Origin of the sequence: Prochlorococcus sp. MIT 1342, assembly GCF_047304495.1 — a bacterium.
Classification (GTDB): Bacteria; Cyanobacteriota; Cyanobacteriia; order PCC-6307; family Cyanobiaceae; genus Prochlorococcus; species Prochlorococcus marinus_D.
Map to the genome: position 1 here is coordinate 1,078,497 of NZ_CP138957.1, position 21,188 is coordinate 1,099,684.

General features: G+C 48.4%; 22 protein-coding genes and 1 tRNA gene. 16 read left to right on the top strand and 7 right to left on the bottom strand.

The annotated features are described in order from the left end of the window. From SIB79_RS05615 to dnaK, 3 genes are read right to left on the bottom strand one after another with little or no spacing between them, the layout of a single operon-like run. Positions 1-411, bottom strand: coding sequence for a DUF3110 domain-containing protein (locus SIB79_RS05615; RefSeq protein WP_063403967.1), 411 nt, complete (start codon positions 409-411; stop codon positions 1-3). Between the two features lie 51 nt (positions 412-462). Continuing rightward, positions 463-1,365: a DnaJ domain-containing protein gene (locus SIB79_RS05620; protein ID WP_063403966.1), complete on the bottom strand. Its 903-nt coding sequence runs from the start codon at positions 1,363-1,365 to the stop codon at positions 463-465. Continuing rightward, complete coding sequence (gene dnaK, locus SIB79_RS05625; protein ID WP_063403965.1) at positions 1,349-3,343, bottom strand: molecular chaperone DnaK; 1,995 nt, start codon at positions 3,341-3,343, stop codon at positions 1,349-1,351. Before dnaK ends, SIB79_RS05620 begins: the two co-directional genes overlap by 17 nt. Positions 3,344-3,490: 147 nt before the next feature. Here dnaK and pstC point away from each other — a divergent pair, with 147 nt between their 5' ends. The 3 genes from pstC to pstB all read left to right on the top strand — a co-directional run bounded on the left by pstC (position 3,491) and on the right by pstB (position 6,253). Continuing rightward, positions 3,491-4,444 carry a phosphate ABC transporter permease subunit PstC gene (gene pstC, locus SIB79_RS05630; RefSeq protein ID WP_063403964.1) on the top strand — a complete coding sequence of 318 codons (954 nt, stop codon included), beginning with the start codon at positions 3,491-3,493 and terminating at the stop codon, positions 4,442-4,444. A gap of 1 nt (position 4,445) precedes the next feature. Beyond that, a complete protein-coding gene (gene pstA, locus SIB79_RS05635; protein ID WP_063403963.1) occupies positions 4,446-5,366 on the top strand; it encodes a phosphate ABC transporter permease PstA in 921 nt (306 codons plus the stop codon). 68 nt (positions 5,367-5,434) lie between these two features. After that, positions 5,435-6,253 (top strand): phosphate ABC transporter ATP-binding protein PstB, encoded by an 819-nt coding sequence (gene pstB, locus SIB79_RS05640; RefSeq protein ID WP_063403962.1) that lies wholly within the window; start codon positions 5,435-5,437, stop codon positions 6,251-6,253. Positions 6,254-6,596: 343 nt separating this feature from the next. On the opposite strand, the gene SIB79_RS05645 is transcribed toward pstB, so the two are convergent. Beyond that, positions 6,597-6,683, bottom strand: a tRNA-Ser gene (locus SIB79_RS05645). Between SIB79_RS05645 and SIB79_RS05650 the strand changes: the two genes are divergently transcribed. The 10 genes from SIB79_RS05650 (at position 6,651) to SIB79_RS05695 (ending at position 15,685) form a co-directional block, all read left to right on the top strand. Then, positions 6,651-6,788, top strand: coding sequence for a hypothetical protein (locus tag SIB79_RS05650; protein WP_155724663.1), 138 nt, complete (start codon positions 6,651-6,653; stop codon positions 6,786-6,788). The genes SIB79_RS05645 and SIB79_RS05650 overlap by 33 nt on opposite strands. Positions 6,789-6,921: 133 nt before the next feature. Next, complete coding sequence (locus SIB79_RS05655) at positions 6,922-7,809, top strand: inositol monophosphatase family protein (RefSeq protein WP_063403961.1); 888 nt, start codon at positions 6,922-6,924, stop codon at positions 7,807-7,809. Between the two features lie 22 nt (positions 7,810-7,831). Next, positions 7,832-9,010 carry an ATP phosphoribosyltransferase regulatory subunit gene (locus SIB79_RS05660; protein WP_063403960.1) on the top strand — a complete coding sequence of 393 codons (1,179 nt, stop codon included), beginning with the start codon at positions 7,832-7,834 and terminating at the stop codon, positions 9,008-9,010. A 35-nt stretch (positions 9,011-9,045) separates the two neighbouring features. Further along, positions 9,046-9,270, top strand: coding sequence for an indolepyruvate ferredoxin oxidoreductase subunit alpha (locus SIB79_RS05665; protein WP_011130075.1), 225 nt, complete (start codon positions 9,046-9,048; stop codon positions 9,268-9,270). A gap of 90 nt (positions 9,271-9,360) precedes the next feature. Further along, positions 9,361-11,271, top strand: a complete 1,911-nt coding sequence (htpG, locus tag SIB79_RS05670) for a molecular chaperone HtpG (protein ID WP_011130074.1) — start codon at positions 9,361-9,363, stop codon at positions 11,269-11,271. 66 nt (positions 11,272-11,337) lie between these two features. Continuing rightward, positions 11,338-11,574 carry a 50S ribosomal protein L28 gene (gene rpmB / locus SIB79_RS05675; RefSeq protein ID WP_063403959.1) on the top strand — a complete coding sequence of 79 codons (237 nt, stop codon included), beginning with the start codon at positions 11,338-11,340 and terminating at the stop codon, positions 11,572-11,574. A gap of 199 nt (positions 11,575-11,773) precedes the next feature. Beyond that, positions 11,774-13,042: an ABC transporter substrate-binding protein gene (locus tag SIB79_RS05680; RefSeq protein ID WP_063403958.1), complete on the top strand. Its 1,269-nt coding sequence runs from the start codon at positions 11,774-11,776 to the stop codon at positions 13,040-13,042. Further along, entirely contained in the window at positions 13,039-13,905 is an 867-nt protein-coding gene (locus SIB79_RS05685) for a carbohydrate ABC transporter permease (RefSeq protein ID WP_063403957.1), read from the top strand. Before SIB79_RS05680 ends, SIB79_RS05685 begins: the two co-directional genes overlap by 4 nt. Beyond that, entirely contained in the window at positions 13,902-14,720 is an 819-nt protein-coding gene (locus SIB79_RS05690; protein WP_011130070.1) for a carbohydrate ABC transporter permease, read from the top strand. The genes SIB79_RS05685 and SIB79_RS05690 overlap by 4 nt, the downstream gene beginning before the upstream one ends. Further along, positions 14,717-15,685: an ABC transporter ATP-binding protein gene (locus SIB79_RS05695; RefSeq protein ID WP_063403956.1), complete on the top strand. Its 969-nt coding sequence runs from the start codon at positions 14,717-14,719 to the stop codon at positions 15,683-15,685. Before SIB79_RS05690 ends, SIB79_RS05695 begins: the two co-directional genes overlap by 4 nt. Before the next feature lie 116 nt (positions 15,686-15,801). On the opposite strand, the gene csaB is transcribed toward SIB79_RS05695, so the two are convergent. Then, positions 15,802-16,866: a polysaccharide pyruvyl transferase CsaB gene (csaB, locus tag SIB79_RS05700; RefSeq protein ID WP_063403955.1), complete on the bottom strand. Its 1,065-nt coding sequence runs from the start codon at positions 16,864-16,866 to the stop codon at positions 15,802-15,804. A gap of 72 nt (positions 16,867-16,938) precedes the next feature. Here csaB and SIB79_RS05705 point away from each other — a divergent pair, with 72 nt between their 5' ends. The 3 genes from SIB79_RS05705 (at position 16,939) to psaK (ending at position 17,905) form a co-directional block, all read left to right on the top strand. Further along, on the top strand, positions 16,939-17,241 hold the full coding sequence (locus SIB79_RS05705) for a DUF2499 domain-containing protein (RefSeq protein WP_063403954.1): 303 nt from the start codon (positions 16,939-16,941) through the stop codon (positions 17,239-17,241). Next, entirely contained in the window at positions 17,238-17,576 is a 339-nt protein-coding gene (locus SIB79_RS05710) for a DUF3593 domain-containing protein (protein ID WP_063403953.1), read from the top strand. The genes SIB79_RS05705 and SIB79_RS05710 overlap by 4 nt, the downstream gene beginning before the upstream one ends. Positions 17,577-17,644: 68 nt before the next feature. Beyond that, positions 17,645-17,905 (top strand): photosystem I reaction center subunit PsaK, encoded by a 261-nt coding sequence (gene psaK / locus SIB79_RS05715; protein WP_011130065.1) that lies wholly within the window; start codon positions 17,645-17,647, stop codon positions 17,903-17,905. A 21-nt stretch (positions 17,906-17,926) separates the two neighbouring features. On the opposite strand, the gene SIB79_RS05720 is transcribed toward psaK, so the two are convergent. Further along, a complete protein-coding gene (locus SIB79_RS05720) occupies positions 17,927-19,144 on the bottom strand; it encodes an NAD(P)/FAD-dependent oxidoreductase (protein WP_063403952.1) in 1,218 nt (405 codons plus the stop codon). A 4-nt stretch (positions 19,145-19,148) separates the two neighbouring features. Beyond that, positions 19,149-21,083: a 1-deoxy-D-xylulose-5-phosphate synthase gene (gene dxs / locus SIB79_RS05725; protein WP_063403951.1), complete on the bottom strand. Its 1,935-nt coding sequence runs from the start codon at positions 21,081-21,083 to the stop codon at positions 19,149-19,151. Positions 21,084-21,188: the final 105 nt, after the last annotated feature.

Sequence of the window (21,188 nt, forward strand, 5' to 3'; positions counted from 1 at the left end):
TCAAATCAACCCTTCAAGCCGCTTACGAATCTCTTCAAGATCTGATGATTCAACTTGCTGATCCAATCCATTGCTGTCTGCAACGGAATGATCCTCATCCTGCCAGTGACTCACATCTCGATTTGATTCTGGTGGAGCAAATAAAAGACGCTCCTCATCAGTTTTTGGCATAAAGCCAACCTCCACAAAACGAGCTTCATATCCGGCCTGGCGGCAGAAATCTTCAATCTCATCACGGCCAATCACTTCAACAGTCGGTAAAGGAAAGTCTTGAGCCTCAAGAAGACCGGCATAACGCTCGGCATCATCTGCGTTTTCGAACATCAGCACAGCTGTCTTGCCAGCAAGTTCGAGGGAATGAATACCCTCGTTGTCTTTACCGGCGTCATAGAGGAGGACGTACACGCGCATGTGGATCAGGCCAGACCGATGGGATCTCTCACTCGATTATCTAATTCGGCTTTATAGATTTTCCGGATCAAGAGCCAATTCTTGAAGTCGTCGGTAGAGGGCACGTTCGGCTTCAGCAAGTTCAGCAGGAATAACCACCACAATTTCAACCAATTGATCACCTCTGCGTCCATCAAGCTCAAGTCCCCTTCCGCGAAGGCGCAATAAACGACCACTTGATGATGCTGGAGGCACTTGGAGTGTGACAGGACCAGACAGGGTTGGGACATCCACTGCACAGCCAAGAGCTGCATCAGGTGGAAACAACTCAAGGCGATAAAGCACACGAAGTCCGTCAATCCTCAGTCTGTCTTCTGTTTGAACGCGTAACTGAAGGAAGTGGTCCCTTCCTCCAGGGGCTACGCCCACAAGACGTAACCGCCAGCCATCGCCAGCCAAAGGCGGTGTGTCAACCTCTAAAAGAGTGCCGTCATCGAGCTCAAGATCCACTGAAGTTCCATAGAGGGCTTGCTCAGGGGTCAACTCGACCAACGTCTCGAGATCATCACTGGCCTGTACGGGAGGAGGAGGTGGTGGTGGAGACGTCGCTGGCCAGTCGACTTGTTCTGAGGGGAAAGGATCAGCAACGTCAACAGGCTGTTCGTCTGTGCGCTCCAAACCGAGCACCACTTCCAGATACTCATCGAAAGTTGGAAAACCAACTGCGAAAGGATCAGTAATGGCTTGCTCTGTCGACATCGATCCCTGCCAAGCAGCCCGACGTCTTGGATCACTCAGAACTGCATAGGCCTCGTTAACCAATTTGAAGCGTTCTTCGGCGTGGTAATCATTGCCATTGAGGTCTGGATGCCATCGCCGTGCTTCGCGACGAAATGCCCTTTTGAGCTGGGAGGCGTCACTGTCTGGAGAGACACCTAGCAAAGACCAGTAATCCGGTTTAGCGGTAGAAGTCATCGTCCCAGGGATTTAGCTCACGTCCCCTGTAGATGCGTCGGCCGTCGGACTGCCGGGCAGGGCTGTTCCAAGGATCTTCATCCCAGTCATCATCTGAGAAGAGCTCATCTTTCAACGAGCCAAGAGTGTTACGTATGCCCTGGAGTGGATTGGCGTCAGTACGCCGTTCTGATGAAATTCGTCGATTCAAGCCAAAAAGGGCTTCCTGAAGAGAAGCAACGGCAAGCTCAAGTTCCTGTAGATCGTTCTGCTCAAGCAGGTCTTGCACATCGCGCATCGCTGTCTCTACAGCCCGCTGCTGCCGCTCAGCCCCATATGGGCCCAACTCCAAAGCTGCATCGCGAAGTCTTCGTTCAGCTTGACCAACAAGTGTGAGTGCACTATTACGACGATCAATTGATGCACGACGACGACGATCTTCTCCTGCCTTGGCTTCAGCTTCGGCGAGCAAGGCTTGCAATTCCTCTTCGTTAAGGGTGGAACCTCCTTGAATATTCACAGATTGCTTGCGGCCTGTGGTGCGATCAGTTGCACTCACTTGCAAGAGACCATTGGCATCAATATCAAAAGCAACCTGCACCTGGGGAACACCTCTTGGTGCAGGTGGAATGCCAGACAGGCGAAAGCGACCCAAAGACTTGTTATCTGCTGCCAACTGACGTTCACCCTGCCAGACATGAATTTCAACAGAGGATTGGTTGGCCTCTGAGGTGCTGAACACGTCGGATTGGCGCACTGGTATTGGTGTATTTCGTGGGATCAGCACTTTCATCAACCCACCAACGGTTTCCAGCCCTAATGAAAGGGGAGTGACATCGTTGAGCATCAGATCTCGAAGCTCACCGGTAAGGATTCCGGCCTGAACAGCTCCGCCAACAGCCACGACTTCGTCAGGGTTGACAGATTGACACGGTTCACTGGCTAGGAGGGTTCGCAGCAATTGCTGAACCATCGGCATTCTGGTGCCACCCCCAACAAGCACAACATCATCAACATCAGCAGCAGACCAGCCAGAATCACGCAGAGCTGTCTGCACTGGATTCAGAAGACGGTCGAGAAGGTCGGGGCAAAGGCCTTCAAATGTGGGGCGATCAAGGCTGGTCTCGATATGAAGAGGGCCATCAGGCCCCGTTGCGATAAAAGGCAAAGAAATCGGAGTACTAAGAACACCAGAGAGTTCCTGCTTGGCTTTTTCTGCTGCTTCAATCAAGCGTTGAAGTGCCTGGCGATCACGGCGTAAATCGAGGTCATGCTTGGTCTTAAAAGCTTCAGCGAGCCAATCAACAATCCGCTGATCGAAATCATTGCCCCCTAGTTGTGTATCACCACATGTGGCCTTGACATCAAAAACACCATTGGCGACACGCATCAGTGAGACATCAAACGTCCCGCCACCCAGATCGAAGACAAGAACACGGCGAGCGGCACTGCGATCAAAGCCATAGGCCAGTGCAGCAGCAGTGGGTTCGTTGAGGATCCGTTCCACTGTGATTCCAGCGAGCCTGCCGGCATCACGAGTCGCCTGACGTTGGGCATCATTGAAATAGGCAGGTACTGTCACTACAGCAGCCTCAACAGGCTCTCCTAGATATGTCGCCGCATCATCCACAAGCTTGCGAATGATGCTGGCCACAAGTTCTTCGGGTGCATATTCACGCTCCGTCACTTGACAGGAGACACGCACGTTCCCCTGTTCATTGGCCCTTACGGTGTATGGAACAGAGAGACTGCTGTCATCCATTTCATCCCAGCCTCGTCCCACGAAGCGCTTGAGATTGGCAAAGGTATTTCTTGGATTGAGCACCAACTGGCGACGTGCTAATTGACCGACAAGTAGCTCTGCTTCTTTGCTGTAACCCACTACTGAGGGAGTCGTGCGACTGCCCTCCGCATTAGCGATCACTTGAGGGCGACCAGCCTCAAGCACCGCCACAACGGAGTTTGTTGTCCCTAGGTCTATGCCAACAATCCGCCCCATGGCCGCGTTTACTGAAGCTCCAAGGTAACGGCGAAAAGCACCCTAAACCAAGCCTTTTTAGCAATGTGGATGTTGGACTGTTAATGGCCTGTTAATGCAAAAGCACCCCTCTCAGGATTAGGTTTCTTATGTCTGTATTGCTGTGGTATGCCAACTGGTGTGCAGAAAGAGCTGTACGTGCTCAGAAGACGTCCGGCTTATGAAAAATTCGTCGACAGCAGCTTTAGAACTATCGCCATATCAATGGCATCCATGGTTGCACTGATACTTGTAGCGATCCTGATCGTTGTCTTTTGGGGGTCACTTGAATCGATGGGGCGCTACGGGTGGAAATTTCTAGTGACATCAAATTGGAACCCTGTTGATGATGAGTACGGAGTGTTAACCGCCATCTATGGAACAGCAGTAACCTCATTGCTTTCACTATTAATTGCGATTCCTCTAGGGGTTGGAACAGCAATTTTTATAACCGAAAGCTTTATACCTACAAGAGCTAAAAACATCATAGGAGTAATGATTGAACTACTAGCGGCCATTCCATCTGTGGTACTTGGCCTATGGGCAATCTTTGTAATGGAGCCCTTCCTAAGACCCTGGCTTTCTTTCCTGTATATATATTTTGGCTGGATTCCATTTTTTAGTACTCAGCCAATGGGGCCTGGAATGACCCCAGCGATCTTGATACTTGTTGTGATGATACTTCCTATCATTACAGCTATTTCAAGAGACTCACTCAATCAAGTACCAATTAGCCTGCGTCAAGCAGCTTATGGGGTTGGAGCAACACGCTGGAGCACTATCATTAATGTCATTCTACCAGCGGCAATTTCGGGCATTGCTGGAGGCGTACTACTCGCCCTGGGAAGAGCCATGGGTGAAACAATGGCAGTAACAATGATTATAGGAAATTCCAATAATTTTAGCTGGTCATTGCTTGGCCCAGGCAACACAATCGCTGCGATGCTAGCCAATCAGTTTGGAGAAGCTGATGGAACTCAGGTCTCATCACTTTATTATGCAGCATTTATTCTTATGGTGATAACGCTTGCTGTAAATATCGTTTCACAATGGATGGTCAAACGATTAAGTCTTAAATACTAACATGAAATCAATGACTAGCGAAGCGATTTCAACAAGTGGGGATCTATCCTCCAATCTTTACTACAAGCCAGGCTTGAGGCGTAATAGAATTAATAGAATTTGCACAATATTATCGGGATTATTTTCATTCGTAGCCATTCTGCCACTAATTCTTGTTTTAACCTATGTAATTTTCAAAGGAGCAACCAGATTAAGTATCTCTCTTTTTACTATGCTTCCGCCTCCCCCAGGACTCGATGGCGGAGGTATTGGCAACGCAATCTTGGGAACTATTATTGTCACCTCCATAGCAGGAATGATCGCTATACCTGTTGGTGTTGGTGGAGGTATCTACCTTGCCGAATATGCACGTGAAGGACCATTCTCTAAATTTATACGTTTTGGAACCAATGTTCTTTCAGGTGTTCCTTCAATTATTACTGGCGTCTTTGTCTACGATATAATTGTCTCTTCACGTGTCATTCTTGGCAGTTCATACAGTGCGATAGCTGGCGGAGTAGCACTCTCAATCCTGATGTTGCCAACAGTGATAAAAACCACTGATGAAGGCCTAAAATTGGTACCAGACAACCTTCGCAAAGGTGCACTTGGAGTAGGCGCCTCTAAATTTGTAACCATTTCCCACATTACATTGCCAATGGCATTTACTCCAATCGCTACAGGAGTCGTTCTTTCAGTTGCTCGGGCAGCTGGTGAAACAGCACCATTGATTTTTACAGCACTCTTTTCATATTTTTGGCCTAGTGGTTCAGATGCTTTCTTCAATCCTATCGCGACACTTTCGGTTTTGATTTATAATTTTTCAACTCAACCCTATCAAGTTCAGAATGAATTGGCTTGGGCAGCATCATTTGTTCTTGTAGTATTTATTCTCGCGATGAATATCCTTTCACGCTGGATTGGCCACTTAACCTCAAAATGAGTCACTTACACAAGACTATTTTTATCTTGACAACTGAATTGCCTTCATTATTAATCGCGCGCTGATCCATGACAGCCACTTCCTCTCCTCGGCCAAGACAGATTTCAACTGATCCCTGCATATCACTTCAGAACGTCACTATAAGTTACAATGAATTTGAAGCAGTACGACATGTTTACTGCGAGATACCCCGCGGCAAAATTACAGCTTTAATCGGACCATCTGGATGTGGTAAATCAACAATTCTGCGATCTCTAAATCGCATGAACGATTTGATAGAAGGATGTTCTCTTACAGGTCGAGTGATGTTTGATGGAGACGACTTGTATTCCCCAAATATCGATCCAGTTGAGGTACGCCGACGCATCGGGATGGTATTTCAGCAACCGAATCCATTCCCTAAAAGCATCTATGAAAATATTGCATTTGGAGCAAGAATTAATGGATATAAAGGTGATATGAATGAGCTTGTTGAACGCTCACTTCGTCAAGCAGCTGTATGGGATGAATGCAAGGATAAGCTTAAAGAAAGCGGATGTTCTCTATCAGGTGGCCAGCAACAAAGGCTATGCATAGCACGAACAATCGCTATTGAACCAGAAGTGATTTTAATGGATGAACCCTGTTCAGCCCTTGATCCTATTTCTACACTTAAAATTGAAGAGACAATGCATGAGTTAAAAAATAGATTTACGATTGTAATTGTCACTCATAATATGCAACAGGCTGTTCGAGTTAGTGATTTCACAGCTTTCTTCAATGCTGAGGTACAAGAAGGTGGATCAGGAAAAGTTGGTTATCTTGTTGAGTTCAATGAAACAGAGAAAATCTTCCATTCACCTGCTCAGGAGGCTACTCAGAATTATATATCCGGCCGCTTTGGTTGAAGGTATGATGGTATTTATTAAAGATACAAAGTTTATAGCTAGATGTGTAGTTGCGATTAATAGCTATTAGCTATTCTCTAGAGCCAAATAAAATTAAAGCTCCCTTTAAAACAAGGCATTAATACCAAAGGTGAACGACATCGATTACCTAATTTTGGCGGCCCGTGCATAAACGCCTTGGTCTTCGTGCCGACACGCTTCGCATAAAAAACAAAAAACCAGTCATACACAATGAGATTGCATCAGACGGAGGAAAGCCCGAAAATGCCCGAAAACGACTTCTATAAAAGCGTTCCAAAAGGAAGCCCATACCGAATCAGACGGTATCAGACTTCCTTTGAAACGGAGAGGGAGGGATTCGAACCCTCGATAGAGTTGCCCCTATACAGCATTTCCAGTGCTGCGCCTTCGACCACTCGGCCACCTCTCCAGCGGCTTTCAGGCCCTCGTGAATGTAGCAGGGCTCTCCAGTAGACCCATACATGACACCAAAAAACAGAATCCCAGTCCACTAGCGACAAAGGAGATGACCTAACTTTGTGAGCACAAAGCAATCACTCCACTGGAAACGGAAACGCAGGAACAAGACACGCTCTATGGACTGGGGTTCAGAGGATCATTCAATCTATAAATTCCTGATGGCATACCAAATTGATGGGTAGTGAAGCTTGAAACCTCTGAACTGCACCCTTGCTGCTGAGCAAGCTGGGTTGAACAATGAAGATCTGGCGCGCCTTGCAGCTGTAGCGCGTAAGGCCTCTGAATGTGGTGGTGCCATTTTGATGGGCCACTATGGACATCTTGAAAGCATCGAAAGCAAGGGGCGAACTGGCGATCTTGTCACCAATGCAGATCTAGCCGCTGAGAAGTGTGTACTCGAATTTCTCCAGCAGGAAACTCCTAACATTGCCCTTCTCGCAGAAGAAAGCGGATCATTTTCTGGCCAAGGTTCGCTTTGTTGGTGTGTTGACCCACTAGATGGAACAACCAATTTCGCTCATGGCTATCCGTTCTTCGCTACCTCGATTGGCCTCACTTGGCGGCAAACACCAATCCTTGGCGCCATAGCTGTGCCTTTCCTTGATGAGATCTACTGGGCAGCCCCAAGCATGGGTGCATTTTGCAATCAAAAACCGATCAAGGTTTCATCATGCAAAAGCCTGGTTGATTCTTTGCTTGTGACCGGTTTTGCCTATGACAGGCAAAACCGCTTAGACAACAACTACGCCGAATTCTGCTGGATGACACACCGAACACGTGGCGTGCGACGTGGTGGTGCAGCAGCAGTGGACATGGCTTTTGTGGCTGCTGGGCGACTCGATGGTTATTGGGAACGCGGTCTTGCTCCATGGGATCTTGCTGCTGGAGTAGCCCTGGTGGAGCTAGCTGGAGGGAAGGTGACTGATTACCGCGGTGACACATTTGATCTGAATAGTGGCAGGGTGCTGGCCTGTCCGCCTGGAATGCAGAAACTGCTTGTTGATCAACTCAGCAAAGTAAAACCCCTTGAAGCGGATTCATTTGGCGCTCCCGAACTCAGGGGCATGGGATCCTGAAGTCACTCCGAGAAAATCAGGGATGGCCCTGCAACCGGCAGCGGGTGCTCGCGATCTGAACCCCCAGCAGGTCGAGCTAAACCAAAAACTTAGCCAGCGACTTGCCGAGGTTTATCGACTATGGGGCTACGACGAAGTCTCTCCTCCAAGGGTCGAGCGGCTCGAAACCTTGAAAGCTGGTGGTGCTATTGCCAGTAAGGACATCGTGCGATTGGTGGCCGATGAACCCCTTGGTCTACGACCAGAGATGACAGCATCAATCGCTCGCGCCGCTTGTACAAGGCTTAAACAAAGACCTCGTCCTTTGAGGCTATGGGCTGCAGGAACAATTTTTGAAAGCCGTACTGCTGATGAAGGAAGCCTTTGCATCGAAGAAAACCTTCAAAGCGGTGTAGAGCTCTTCGGGGTCGAGCCCATCAATGCGGAAATGGAACTTCTTTCCCTGCTGTTTTCAGCAGTGGAGACTCTCGAACTGAGTAAACGACACCAGCCACGTTTACTCGTTGGCCACACAGCATTAATGGATCTCATCATGCTGCCATTTCAAAACGATCAACGCGAAAAAATAAGAACAGCATTGATCCACTATGACCGCCTTGCTCTTGAAAGCCTGCAACTGCCGAATGAGCAATTCGAGCGCCTCCTCCATCACTTGGAGTGCCGTGGTGAACCCCTAGACGTGCTCGAACGCTTATCAGGCCTATTTGGAACTCAACAAGCACTCAATAACCTACAAAGGCTATTTGAACAGATGAGTCCACTGGCCGCTGATCAGGGGATTGACCTGCAACTGGATCCAACCTTTCAGCCCCATTTTGAGCTCTACACCGGGCTGGTGTTTCAGTTGGTATGTCAAAGCGATGCTGCACCTGTCGTGATTGCTCGTGGGGGGCGTTACGACAACCTTGTAGCTCGTTGCGGTGCCAAAGGGCTTCAAGCAGCAGGGGTGGGCTTTAGTTTCGCCATAGACGATATTCGTGAACTGCTGACCAAAGAGATCAAAGCGTCTGACGCTGTGGAAACAACCCTTGTTGCCTACGGCGAGCAAGCAACGCTGGAACATGCACTCAAGCGTCAGCGTCACTGGCACAAGCAGGGCCAGCGTGCTGTTGTTGAACTTGAAGCCTGTCGCGATCGTGAAGATGCCTTCAGCCGTCTATCAGATCGGGGCTGTAGCACACTGGACTGGTTAGATCATTAGGATTTCGAGAGTCTCGTCGTCCGATCTGCAAGGCCATGCCACACAGCATCGTGACAGAAATATGTGAAGGGGTTGCTGACTGTGCTCAGGCATGCCCTGTCGGCTGCATTCAGCCTGGTCAAGGCAAAAACAACAAAGGAAGAAATTTCTATTTGATTAATTTCGACATCTGCATTGATTGCGGTATCTGCCTCCAGGTCTGCCCCGTAGAAGGAGCTGTCCTTCCCGAGGAGCGACGTGATCTACAGCGAAGCAGCTGAATTAATCACTAGGTACGGTCACCCCACCTAAAACCAGCTTGAGAACTGAGGCAAAGACTACCTAAGGTCAAATCCTAAACAGTGAAACCAATGACTGTACTGGAAGAAGGGCAAATCCAGATTCACACCGAGAATATTTTCCCGATCATCAAGAAAGCCGTTTATTCCGGCCACGAGGTTTTCTTGAGAGAGCTAGTCAGCAATGGCGTCGATGCAATAAGCAAAAGACGCATGGCAGCCATAGCAGGTGACTGCACTGAAGCTGAAGAAGGAGTTATTGATATCAAGATTGACCGAGAAGCAAAGACACTCACTATCTCTGACAACGGAATCGGCATGACAACCGATGAGGTTAAGAAGTACATTAATCAGGTTGCCTTCTCAAGTGCAGAAGACTTCCTTGAAAAATACAAGCAGGAAAGTGACGGAATTATTGGTCATTTTGGGCTAGGTTTTTATTCTTCATTCATGGTATCGAAGCATGTAGAGCTAGTCACTAAGTCTGCTTGTTCCGAGAGTAAAGCTATTCGTTGGAGCTGTGATGGCTCACCAAGATTTAACATCCAAGAAGCCGAACGCAATGAAGCGGGAACCGATGTCATCCTTCATCTTATGGATGAAGAGTTGGAATACATCGAGCCAAGTCGAATCCGTACTCTGATCACAAAATACTGTGACTTTATGCCTGTTGAGGTAAAACTCGAAGGCGAGTCAATCAATAAGCGAAATCCTCTTTGGAGGCGCAACCCAAGAGAAATCACTGATCAGGAGTATATCGAACTCTATAATTATCTATATCCATTCCAAGGTGATCCTCTTCTTTGGGTACACCTAAATACTGATTACCCCTATAACCTTCAGGGTATTCTCTATTTCCCTCGAATTGGTGGTCGCGCAGATTGGGAAAAAGGTGAGATAAAACTCTACTGCAATCAAGTATTTGTCAGTGATTCAATTAAAGAAGTAGTACCACACTACCTTCTTCCTCTAAGAGGTGTGATCGACTCACCTGACATTCCACTTAATGTAAGTCGTAGCGCATTACAAACAGACAGACGTGTTAGATCTATTGGGAATTTTGTTGCAAAGAAAGTTGCCGATCGTCTGCGAGGATTAAAGGCTGAACAACCTCTTTTTTATGCTGAAGCATGGGATGCGTTAGCACCATTCGTCAAAATAGGATCAATGGAAGATGAAAAGTTTGCTGATCAAGTTGCCGATCTAATCCTATTTGGTACGACTGCTCTGGCTTCAAAAGAAACAGATGGGGGCACTCCAGATCCAATTCCTTGTGGGGAAAAAGCCTTCACTACGCTGAGTGGATACAAAAGTCGTCTGAGTACAGAAGCAAACAATCGCATTCTTTACTGCACGGATGAAGTTGCCCAAGCGAGTGCCCTCAGCTTATGGACTTCACAGGGGGCTGAAATTCTTAAAACCGAAACGTTTATAGACAGCCAATTCCTTCCATGGCTTGAAGCGCGTCATGACGATCTCCGATTCCAGCGCGTTGATGCCGAATTGGATGACACTCTTAAAGAGGACAAACCTGAACTAACTGACCAGGAAGGAGAGACCAAGTCTGAAAGCCTGAGAACTCTAATGAAGCAATCACTTAATAACGACAAGGTCACCATACAAGTACAAGCACTTAAGGGAGATAACGCACCTCCAGCAATGATTTTGCTGCCAGAACAGATGCGACGTATGAACGACATTGGAGCTCTCATGGATCAAAGGCTGCCAGGTCTTCCCGAGCATCATGTCCTTCTTGTCAATCGTCGTCATCCACTTGTCGAAGGACTTTTGAAACTCAAATCTGGATCCGTGCTGGTCAGCACTTCAGGTGTATCTCCAACCGAATCCTTGGCACAAGGCTTAGCCCGTCACCTATACGACATGGCTCGCCTCGGTGTAGGAGGTTTGGAGCCCAATGAACTTGCTGGATTCCAAAGCCGAAGTGCTGTGTTGATGGGACAGCTGATGGATCGAGCTTTTTAAAGGAAAGCTGGATTTGATAAAATTTTAGTCTGGGTTAAGCGCCCTAGCTCTGTAGAGGATCAAGACATGTCCCGGGTGTGTCAGCTCACTGGAACTCGCGCCAACAACGGCATGGCTGTGAGCCATTCCCACATCCGCACAAAGAAGCTGCAACAGGCCAACCTGCAACAGCGGCGCCTCTGGTGGGCTGAAGGGAACCGTTGGGTGAAACTTCGTGTAAGCACCCGTGCACTGAAAACCATCCAAAAAAAAGGTCTAGGTGTCTATGCCAAATCGTTAGGGATTGACCTGAACAAGATCTAATCCCTAAATAATTTAGCAAACTAGTTACCATCAAGATGCTGGAGCATGGCATTAAGTTGTCTGAAGAAATGCTAAGCATGCTTAGAAGTCCAGAAAATAACCATGTGATAACGACTGCTACTGTCGACTCATACGCAGTCAAAGATTGTGGAGAAGAGCAAATGAAAAGTTTGGTTGATAAAATAGAAGCAACGCAGCCATGAAGAGAAGGATATTTACGAAGATAGCTCTTCTATTCTCTTTGAGCAGTGTCGCACTATTTGCAAGTTGGGCCCTGAGTACTCGCCCTATTCAGATCAATATCTTGATGCCAGCTCCATTTGCTGAGTCAACAACTGATCTGGTACAACAATTCAACAAAGATCATCATGGCATGATCCAACTACGGGTGACTCGAGGTCCACTTGAAACAGAAGCCGTATCTGATTTAGCCATCAGCAGTCTGCTTTTAGGTAAAAGTCCATTCGATGCACTTTTAATTGATGTAACTTGGTTGCCGAAATACGCCGCCGCAGGATGGCTTATTCCCTTGGATCCATGGATCGACCAACAAAAGATTGATTCCATTGCTCCGGGGGCAATGCTTGGAAATAATTTCGACGGGAAACTGTATCGATGGCCGCTTGTGGCGGACATGGGATTGCTTTATTGGCGGACTGATTTGATGAGTAAACCACCGCGTACCCCTGAGGAACTTATTAAAGTTAGTCTTAAACTCCAAAAAGAAGGTCGTGTTGCTAATGGCTATGTCTGGCAAGGCCGTCAATATGAAGGCCTAAGTTGTGTATTTCTAGAAGTTCTTGACGGATTTGGAGGGCAATGGCTTGAACCCGAAACCGATAATGTTGGCCTCGACAGCTCCGCAAGTCTTAAGGCTGCAAGTTGGTTGCGTGAACTGATTCTCGGTGGAGCAAGCCCCAAAGCAGTGATCAACTACGCAGAAAATGAAGCTCTACAAGCGTTTAAGTCTGGAGATGTTGCGCTAATGCGTAACTGGCCTTATGCCTGGGGAGAACTTCAGAAGCCTAACAGCGATGTTAGAGGCAATGTTGGCGTAACCACGATGGTTGCTTCCGCTGGCAATCGATCCACATCAACCCTAGGCAGCTGGGGCTTCTCGATCCTCAAGGGCTCATCGAACCCTCAAGCAGCAGCAGAGGCAATTGCCTTCCTCACTTCAACATCTGCACAAAAAATACTGTTCTTGAACGAAAGTTATACGCCAACCAAAGTTGAACTATTCAAAGACCAAGAGCTGCTCTCAAAGTCACAAATTCTTCCGGAGCTTGCTAAAGCCCTAGAAAGCACTGATGAACGTCCATCAACTCCTCTTTATGCACAGATTAGTGATGTATTACAACGAAATCTTAGTTCGATTTTAACAGGCCAATCCAGTGTTAGCGATGCAATGGCCAACGCCCAAGCAAACACCGAGAAGATTCTTATGGCGGCAAGAGAAACTAAATGATCCAATTGCTTCTATTGCCGGCAGCTCTATTAATTGCCTTCGTCTTTGGTATCCCTCTACTTCGTTATTCCTGGTTGAGCTTCCATGCTGATTCAGTCCTCACAGGCTTAGTTGCGATTCCTAATCATGGTGCGAATTGGCTTCGTCTACTGCACGACCAACGCTTCTGGCAAGACACCTATCAGACAGCCCGCTTCGCAACAGTTTCAGTCAGCCTAGAACTATTACTTGCTATAGCGATAGCCCTCTTACTCGATCAGCGTTGGCGGGGTCGAGGTGTTGTAAGGGCCATCAGTTTGCTCCCATGGGCTCTGCCAACGACTGTGATGGCTCTTGGCTGGCGTTGGATCTTTAATACACCTTACGGACCTATTGAGCAGTTCACCGAACTGATTGGACTACAACCTCTAAACATCCTCTCGAATCCATATATCACCTGGCTGGCCACGGTTGTTGGTGATGTATGGAAGACCACGCCATTTGCTGCTCTGATTCTTTTGGCTGGCTTGCAAACTATTCCCAATGATCTCTACGAAGCTTTCTATCTCGAAGGTGGCCATCCACGAGCCGCACTATTTAAGATCACCTTGCCGCTCTTGCAACCTTATTTACTCCTTAGTCTTTTATTTCGCCTTGCGCAGGCCTTCGGCGTTTTCGACTTGATTCAGGTGATGACTGGTGGGGGTCCGGCAGGAAGCACGGAAAGCCTTGCTTTATATGCTTATTTAAACGCAATGAGATTCCTAGATTTTGGCTATAGCGCCACCGTAATGATCAGCGGGTTTCTTCTACTTGTTATTGCCTGTCTGCTTGTTTGGCTGATCATCAACCAGGCCAGCCATTGGCGAGAGGCAATGAAATGATGCGTCAGCGAAATCTTTGGATCATTGTTCTCCTGCTTTGGTCTTTAGCACCTCTGCTTTGGCAGCTCTATACATCTTTTTGCACCCATGAAGCTCTTCTACAACCATTGGCTGAGCATAATCAGCGTTGGACACTTGACAACTATCGCCAGGTATTGACAGCCAACCCTCCCTTCTGGCGTTATCTATTGAACAGTGTCATCGTTGGCATTAGCTCAACAGGATTAACCCTACTGATTGCCATTCCAGCCGCCTATTCTCTTTCAAGGGTCTCGCAAAATATTGCCAGAACAGCCAAACTTATATTGCTTGGTGCAGCTCTATTTCCATATGTTCTGCTTTTTTTGGCGTTATTAGAACTTGCAAGGAGTTTCAACCTCGGAAACAATCTGCTTGCGCTCAGTTTTCCCTATGCAGGCTTATCTATGCCGTTGGCTGTGTTGTTGCTTTTATCAGCCTTCCGCGATCTACCTTCTGAACTAGAAGAAGCCGCGAGGCTTGAAGGTTTTGACTTATGGCAAAGATTGCGCTGGGTATTGATTCCCCTAATCGGTCCTGCAACCGCAAGCACTGCCATCTTGGTCTTTCTCTTCTCCTGGAATGAATATCCAATCGCATTGACCTGGATTAGTCGAGCTGATCTCCTCACACTTCCAGTTGCCATAGCACGAATTGCAGGTTCATCGGTCTACTCAATTCCCTATGGCGCTTATGCAGCTGCCACCGTTCTAGGTGCTCTGCCGCTCTTGTTACTCGTGCTCATCTTTCAGCGACAGATCGTTTCCGGTCTGACACAGGGAGCAATTAAAGGATGAATCTTGTTCTACAAAACATCGGTCGCTGTTTCGGTAGAAACTGGATTGTTCGTCATCTAGACCTTGAAGTGGGCGAGGGTGAATGCCTTGCCTTACTTGGACCAAGTGGATGTGGCAAAAGCACCACTCTCAGGCTGATAGCAGGACTCGACCAGCCCAACGAAGGTTCGATCACTATCGCTGGCGAGGATGTCACGAAGGTGTCCCCTGTTGACCGACGCATCGGCATGGTGTTTCAGAGCTATGCATTATTTCCCCATCTCACAGTTTTTGCCAATCTTGCACTTGGTCTTCAGGTTCGTGGAATATCCGCCACTGATCGCAAACAACGAGTGGCATCTGTTCTGGCATTAATGCAATTAGAGGATCTTGCAGAGCGACATCCGGCAGAACTCTCAGGTGGTCAACGTCAAAGAGTGGCACTCGCCAGAGCTCTTCTCAGAGATCCTCTGGTGTATCTACTTGATGAGCCAATGAGCAATCTGGATGCTCAGCTGCGCGAAGATCTGCGACCCCAGTTACGCCATTTAATTCTTCAAGGCAGTCAGCCAGTCATCTACGTCACACACGATCAACATGAAGCCATGGCCATGGCACATCGAATTGCCGTAATGCGAGATGGAAAGATCGAGCAAATCGGTACTCCCCAAGAGCTCTACAACAATCCATTATCACTCTTTGTGGCCAGCTTTATAGGACGCCCCCAGATCAACCTTTTGCCAGCAGAATCAGGCATTATCAAAGCAATTCGACCAGAACATCTGCAACTAAGTTCAGATGGGATTCCTAGCCGTCTTGTCTACAGGGAGTGGCTGGGAACATCCCAGTTGCTCATTCTTGAGAGCAACAGAGGTCCACTAAGGATGCTTTGCGCTAGCGAGCTCACAATTCCCGAGACCATTAAGCTGAATTGGTCCCCAGACAAAGAACATCATTTCAATGCCAGTTCAGGAGAAAGATGCTGACAATAGTTTAAAAGATTTAATTAGCAAAGAATATCGCGAATTGTATTGATCAGTAAAGTTCATATGTCATTGTCATGTTTAACAATAGTCAAAGAAGGCAAACTGAAGCTTGAACGTTAATTAAAGAACCTGTCTATTATCTTACTGTGTTGAGAAGCTTGTTTGCGGATTGCTTCGATCTTTCCAAGGTCAGGAGGAACATCTAAGACCTGCCTCCATATTCCAGCAAGCAAACGAATGTCAGGCAACGATTGCAAATCAGTAAAGGGCACATTTGCCATCAAAGCTGCAGATGACACCTTCGGGTCGTAGCTGAGTGCCACTGTGGGACTACCAGCCAATTGGGCCAGGATTAGTGCATGCAGTCGCATGGGGAGCACCAATCTGGCCATCGTGAACTGATTCATAACCTCTGTTAGTGAATCAAATGCAAAGGAATGACTTCTTGATCTCAAGCTGGAACTGATCAATCCTTGTCTATCTAGTGTTCGGAATAGGTCTTCATCCTGACGTTGATGAAAAGCAAGCCAATGAACTGGAGCATCAATATCTATAAGGATCATCTCAAGGGCTTGGAGCAAATGCTGCCAGCCAAAGCGATCAAGCATTGAGGTGGAACGCCAACAGAGCACAACTGCTTGGCCACCCTCCCAGCTCCTAGAGGGAAGCTGCCAAACTGGATCTGGTGCCATCAGCATCGGAGAGGGTAGGCACCACTGCTCAGCAAGCTGAAAAGAGTCTGGATCTCTCCAGCTGATCGCCTGCACCCTGCGTAAGACTCTCCTAACCATCCATCGACTCAAGCGATAACGGAATGGCCCCAGGCCCTGCCCCCAAAGCACAACAGGAACGCCACGTTGTTGGGCTATCACAATCAAGATCAAGTAGTAGATCAGGCTCTTAAAACTCGTGCTGTCCTGCAGCAAGCTGCCACCACCAAGAATCAAACCCTGAACTTGAAAAAGTGCCCTAATGCTCTCCAGCAATGAGCGTCGGTTAATGACTTGAGCCTTCGGAGCTAAACCCTTAATCACATTTGAATCATTTGCCGTGATCCAAGGCTGCAAACGTGAGGGAAGCTCTTCAAGTAAAACCTGCAAAAGAGCATCATCGCCAAGGTTGTGCTCGCCGTAGTAGCCGCATAACAGCACTGCCTTGCATTGCTTTGCCTGAACTGCCATAGCCAAGCAATAGCTGCATCAAACATTAACGGCGACCAAGCCTCCCTAGGCTGCTGCCATCGAGCGAATCACGTGCACGCCCTATCTCTAGGCACATGGTGGATCCACCTCGCATCCTTGTTCGAATGGATGCTTGCGATTGTGCTGGTGGTGCAATGGGGGAAAAGGAACCAAAACAGGGCAATGTCATGGTTGGCTCTAGCAATGCTCCCCAACTTGGTGAGTGCAATGACAGCCATCACCTGGCATATTTTTGACAACAGCAAAGCCCTTAGTGGAATTGTTGTGCTCCAAGCGTGGCTGACTCTGATTGGCAACTGCTGTTTGGCCGCAGCTACCTGGAATTTGGTGCGTTCAGAACGACAGCAATCATGATTTTTGCCACTTCTACTGAGATTCTGAACTCCCTCGTTGAGATGGACCCAGGTCCTCTATATGGCCTTTCTTTAATTCCCTATCTCGGTTTCCTGTGGTGGGCGCAACAGAGCAAGAGCTTGCCACGACTATCCATCTGGGGATTCCGGCTCACTCTTCTTTTTGTGTTTATGACAATCATTTTTTCGATCCTGGCTGATCAAATTTATGGACTTGAGCTGGTTGAAGTTGATACTTTCCATGGGGCGGCAGAAGCCTTTCTAGTGCTAAGCGATGCCCTCGTGGTTTTGGGATTTATTCGTGCTGGCCAGCAACAGGTGGTAAAAAACTCTTAAGAGGTATGGCTTGTATGCCAAGAACTCCTATCAATGTCGGACAATAAGGCGTCGCTTCCACGGTCTAAATGTTCACGCACCTCCTGGCTGCAGCTGCTCCTTCCACATTCACCTGGTCGCCTGCGGTGGGCATGGTGATGATCGCTTGCAACGTGCTCGCATTTGTCATTGCTAAGGCCAACATCGAACACCAAAATGAAGGGTTCGACATGCCTAATAACAAATTCTATGGAGGCATGAGCCACGCCTCCGTTGTCGGATCCCAATGCTTAGGCCACATCCTTGGCATGGGCACAATCCTCGGATTAGCTTCACGCGGCGTTCTCTGAACAGCACTAGGGCTGGCGAATTCATCGCCAGCCCATTAAATAAGGAAGAAGGCGGAGTCCGTAGCGCTCAAAGCGGTATTCGAACAACAATCGGCTCAGATCTTCAGCGCTGACTCGCATTGACAGCCCATTAATCAAACCTGACAAGCGTCGATCGCCTTTTTGATCGCACAAACCCCACCATGTTCGCTTTGCCAAGCGACCTGAAAGATTCCAGCGCCAACCCAAACGAAGACGCAGGAGCCGTTCAAATTGCATCAAGACCTTGTTGTCTTTGTCTTGATTTGAGCTGGATGGATGACAGCAGGCTTCAACAAGCAAAGGAGTAAGCACCTCTGCACTAACGAGAGCATGACGGATGCCTTCTCCGCCGAGCAAATTGGCAGTACTAATAGCGTCACCAACTCCAACAATCCTGCCAACAACGTGAGCTTCACTGCGCCTTAAGCTGCTGCGCAAGATTCCGCCATGTCTATCGATAACTGGTAGCTGATCAAGCTGGTTCTTGATCAGCAGGCGGTTCAAGATGCTGCTCATCGGTTCGAGGCACTCCTTCAGTGGAGGAGGCAGACGGCAAACTCCTACCTTCAACTGATTACCAGCCATGGGAAAAATCCAGCCATAACCATGTTGAATCCACTGGCATCCCAAAAAAAAACAAACCCGGTCACGCCAGAGATCTGTTGTTTTTTGATCACCCTGCAGGATCCACTCAACGCCAGCACCTTCAAGCATGCAATCGGTATCAGAAGGCTTGGATCCTGCAGTTGAACCCAATAAAAGGCGGCGATGACCTGTGGCATCTACCACCCAGCTCACTCTCCTTGTTTGACACAAGCCATTTGGACCAATCAATTCAACGTTTGCGCCGTCATTGTCCGTAAGAACGGAGTGAACACGCCAACCCAATAAAAATTCAACACCTGCTTCTATCGCTTGCTGCCAGAGCTGGTGACGTAGCGAGCCGAAGTTGAGAACCACACCAAGGTCATCTTGAGACCACCATTGATGTTGAATTCCATCTGGATCCACCAATTGCCACCCTTTCCAATGGCTTGCAATTGCTTCAGCAGGAATGCAGAGATCAGACACCGCCTGGATAGGGATGACAGCACTAGAAAAAGAATTCTGATTGGCTTCTCTTAAGCGTTCAACAAGAGTTACAGCAATCCCCTGGCTAGCAAGTCGTTGTGCAAGCCGAGCTCCTGCTGGCCCTGCACCTGCCACCAAAACAGTCAATTGATCAGGTTGACAGGGCCTTCGGTGCTTCCTGGCCTACAAGAGAAGGCTTCGAATTCAAGCAAAAGTGTTCTTGAATTCGTTCAGACATCTGTGTTGGTGTGAGCCCCAGCGCTTCCCGGCTCTGTTGGGGACTGGCATGGTCTACCAATTGATCAGGGATTCCAATTCGGAACGTTGGAACCAAGACATCTTGATCACTAAGGGACTCAACCACAGCGGCACCAAAACCACCAGCAAGAGCACCCTCCTCCATCGTGACGACACGACCGATACGACGGGCTAACGGATGAATCAAGGCTTGATCAAGTGGTCTTAGGAAGCGAGCATTGATCACAGTGGCCTTGATACCTGCTTCCTGCAAAAACTGAGCTGTGATCATCGCAGCAGGCACCATCACTCCATAAGCAACGATTAAAAGATCATCACCTTCACAAAGCACTTCGCCTCGACCAATTGCCAAAGGCTCCCAGCCTTCATCAAGCAGAGGTACTCCCTCTCCTGATCCTCTTGGAATACGGAGAGCTGCAGGGCCTTGATGTTGAAGACATGTCACCAACATGCGTTGAAGTTCAGCCTCATCCTTGGGCGCCATCACGGTGAAATTAGGAATGGCCCGGAAATAACTGATGTCGTACTGACCCTGATGGGTCGGTCCATCAGCGCCAACAATGCCTGCGCGATCCATCACAAAGGTCACTGGCAGGTTCTGAATCCCCACGTCGTGAATCAATTGGTCGAAGGCGCGCTGCAGGAATGTGCTGTAAATCGCCAGCACAGGCTTGAGCCCCTCACAAGCCATCCCAGCAGCAAGAGTTACAGCATGCTGTTCAGCGATACCTACATCGATGTATTGCTCAGGAACAGCCTTTTGCAGGAGGTCAAGGCCAGTACCTGTGGCCATCGCGGCTGTGATCCCAACGACAGTGCTGTCCTGCTGACAAAGCTTGATGAGCGTCTCACCAAACACCTTGCTGTAACTCGGTGGTTTCTTTCCTTTTGAGGGAAGAGCTTTCCCAGTACTTAGATCAAACGCAGATTGGGCGTGATAGCCAACTTGATCTGCTTCGGCATAGGGATAGCCCTTGCCTTTGGTCGTAACAACATGAACGAGTACAGGGCCACCAACCTTGTGAGCCGTCTCAAAGGTTCGAACCATGCGTTCAATGTCATGGCCATCAATAGGGCCCATGTAGGTGAAGCCAAGCTCCTCAAAAACAGCCCCTACCTTCGGCACGGATAATCGGCGCATACTGCCCTTGAGCAGGTCGAGTTCGGCAGGCAGTTCCCCTCCCATGAAAGGCAGACTCTTGACCCTCTCCTCGACGCTATCCGAGATGAACTGCACAGGCGCGCTGTGGCGCATGCGGTTTAGATGGGTCGACAACGCTCCGACTGGCGGAGAAATCGACATGTCGTTGTCGTTGAGAACAACCAGAAAAGGTGTATTGGGCATATGGCCGGCATGATTAATCGCTTCTAGTGCTATGCCGCCAGTAAGAGCCCCATCACCAATTACAGCTACACATTTGAACGATTCACCACGACGCTCACGAGCAACGGCCATGCCGAGTGCCGCTGATATCGAGGTGCTGGCATGGCCGGCACCAAAATGATCGAACGAACTTTCACAACGCTTCAGATAGCCAGCGACACCACCCTGCTGACGCAAGGTATTGAAGTCGCCATATCGACCAGTAATCAGCTTGTGTGGATAAGCCTGATGGCCAACGTCCCATACAACTCGATCATGATCTAGATCAAGAGTTTGATAAAGAGCAAGAGTGAGTTCAACAACACCGAGCCCAGGCCCCAAATGACCTCCACTGGTGGACACCACCTCAAGATGGCGTTCCCGTATCTGACGTGCTACATCCTCAAGCTCGGCAATGCTCAAGCCATGAAGCTGATTCGGATGGGTTAACTCGCTCAGACGCATTCGCGTTCCTGTCCCACTCCAACCCATTCAATCTAGGTCTTCTCAGCTATAGAACGACGAAAGCAACCCTGGCAAGTGCAAACAGTTGACGGATCTGAATATTGC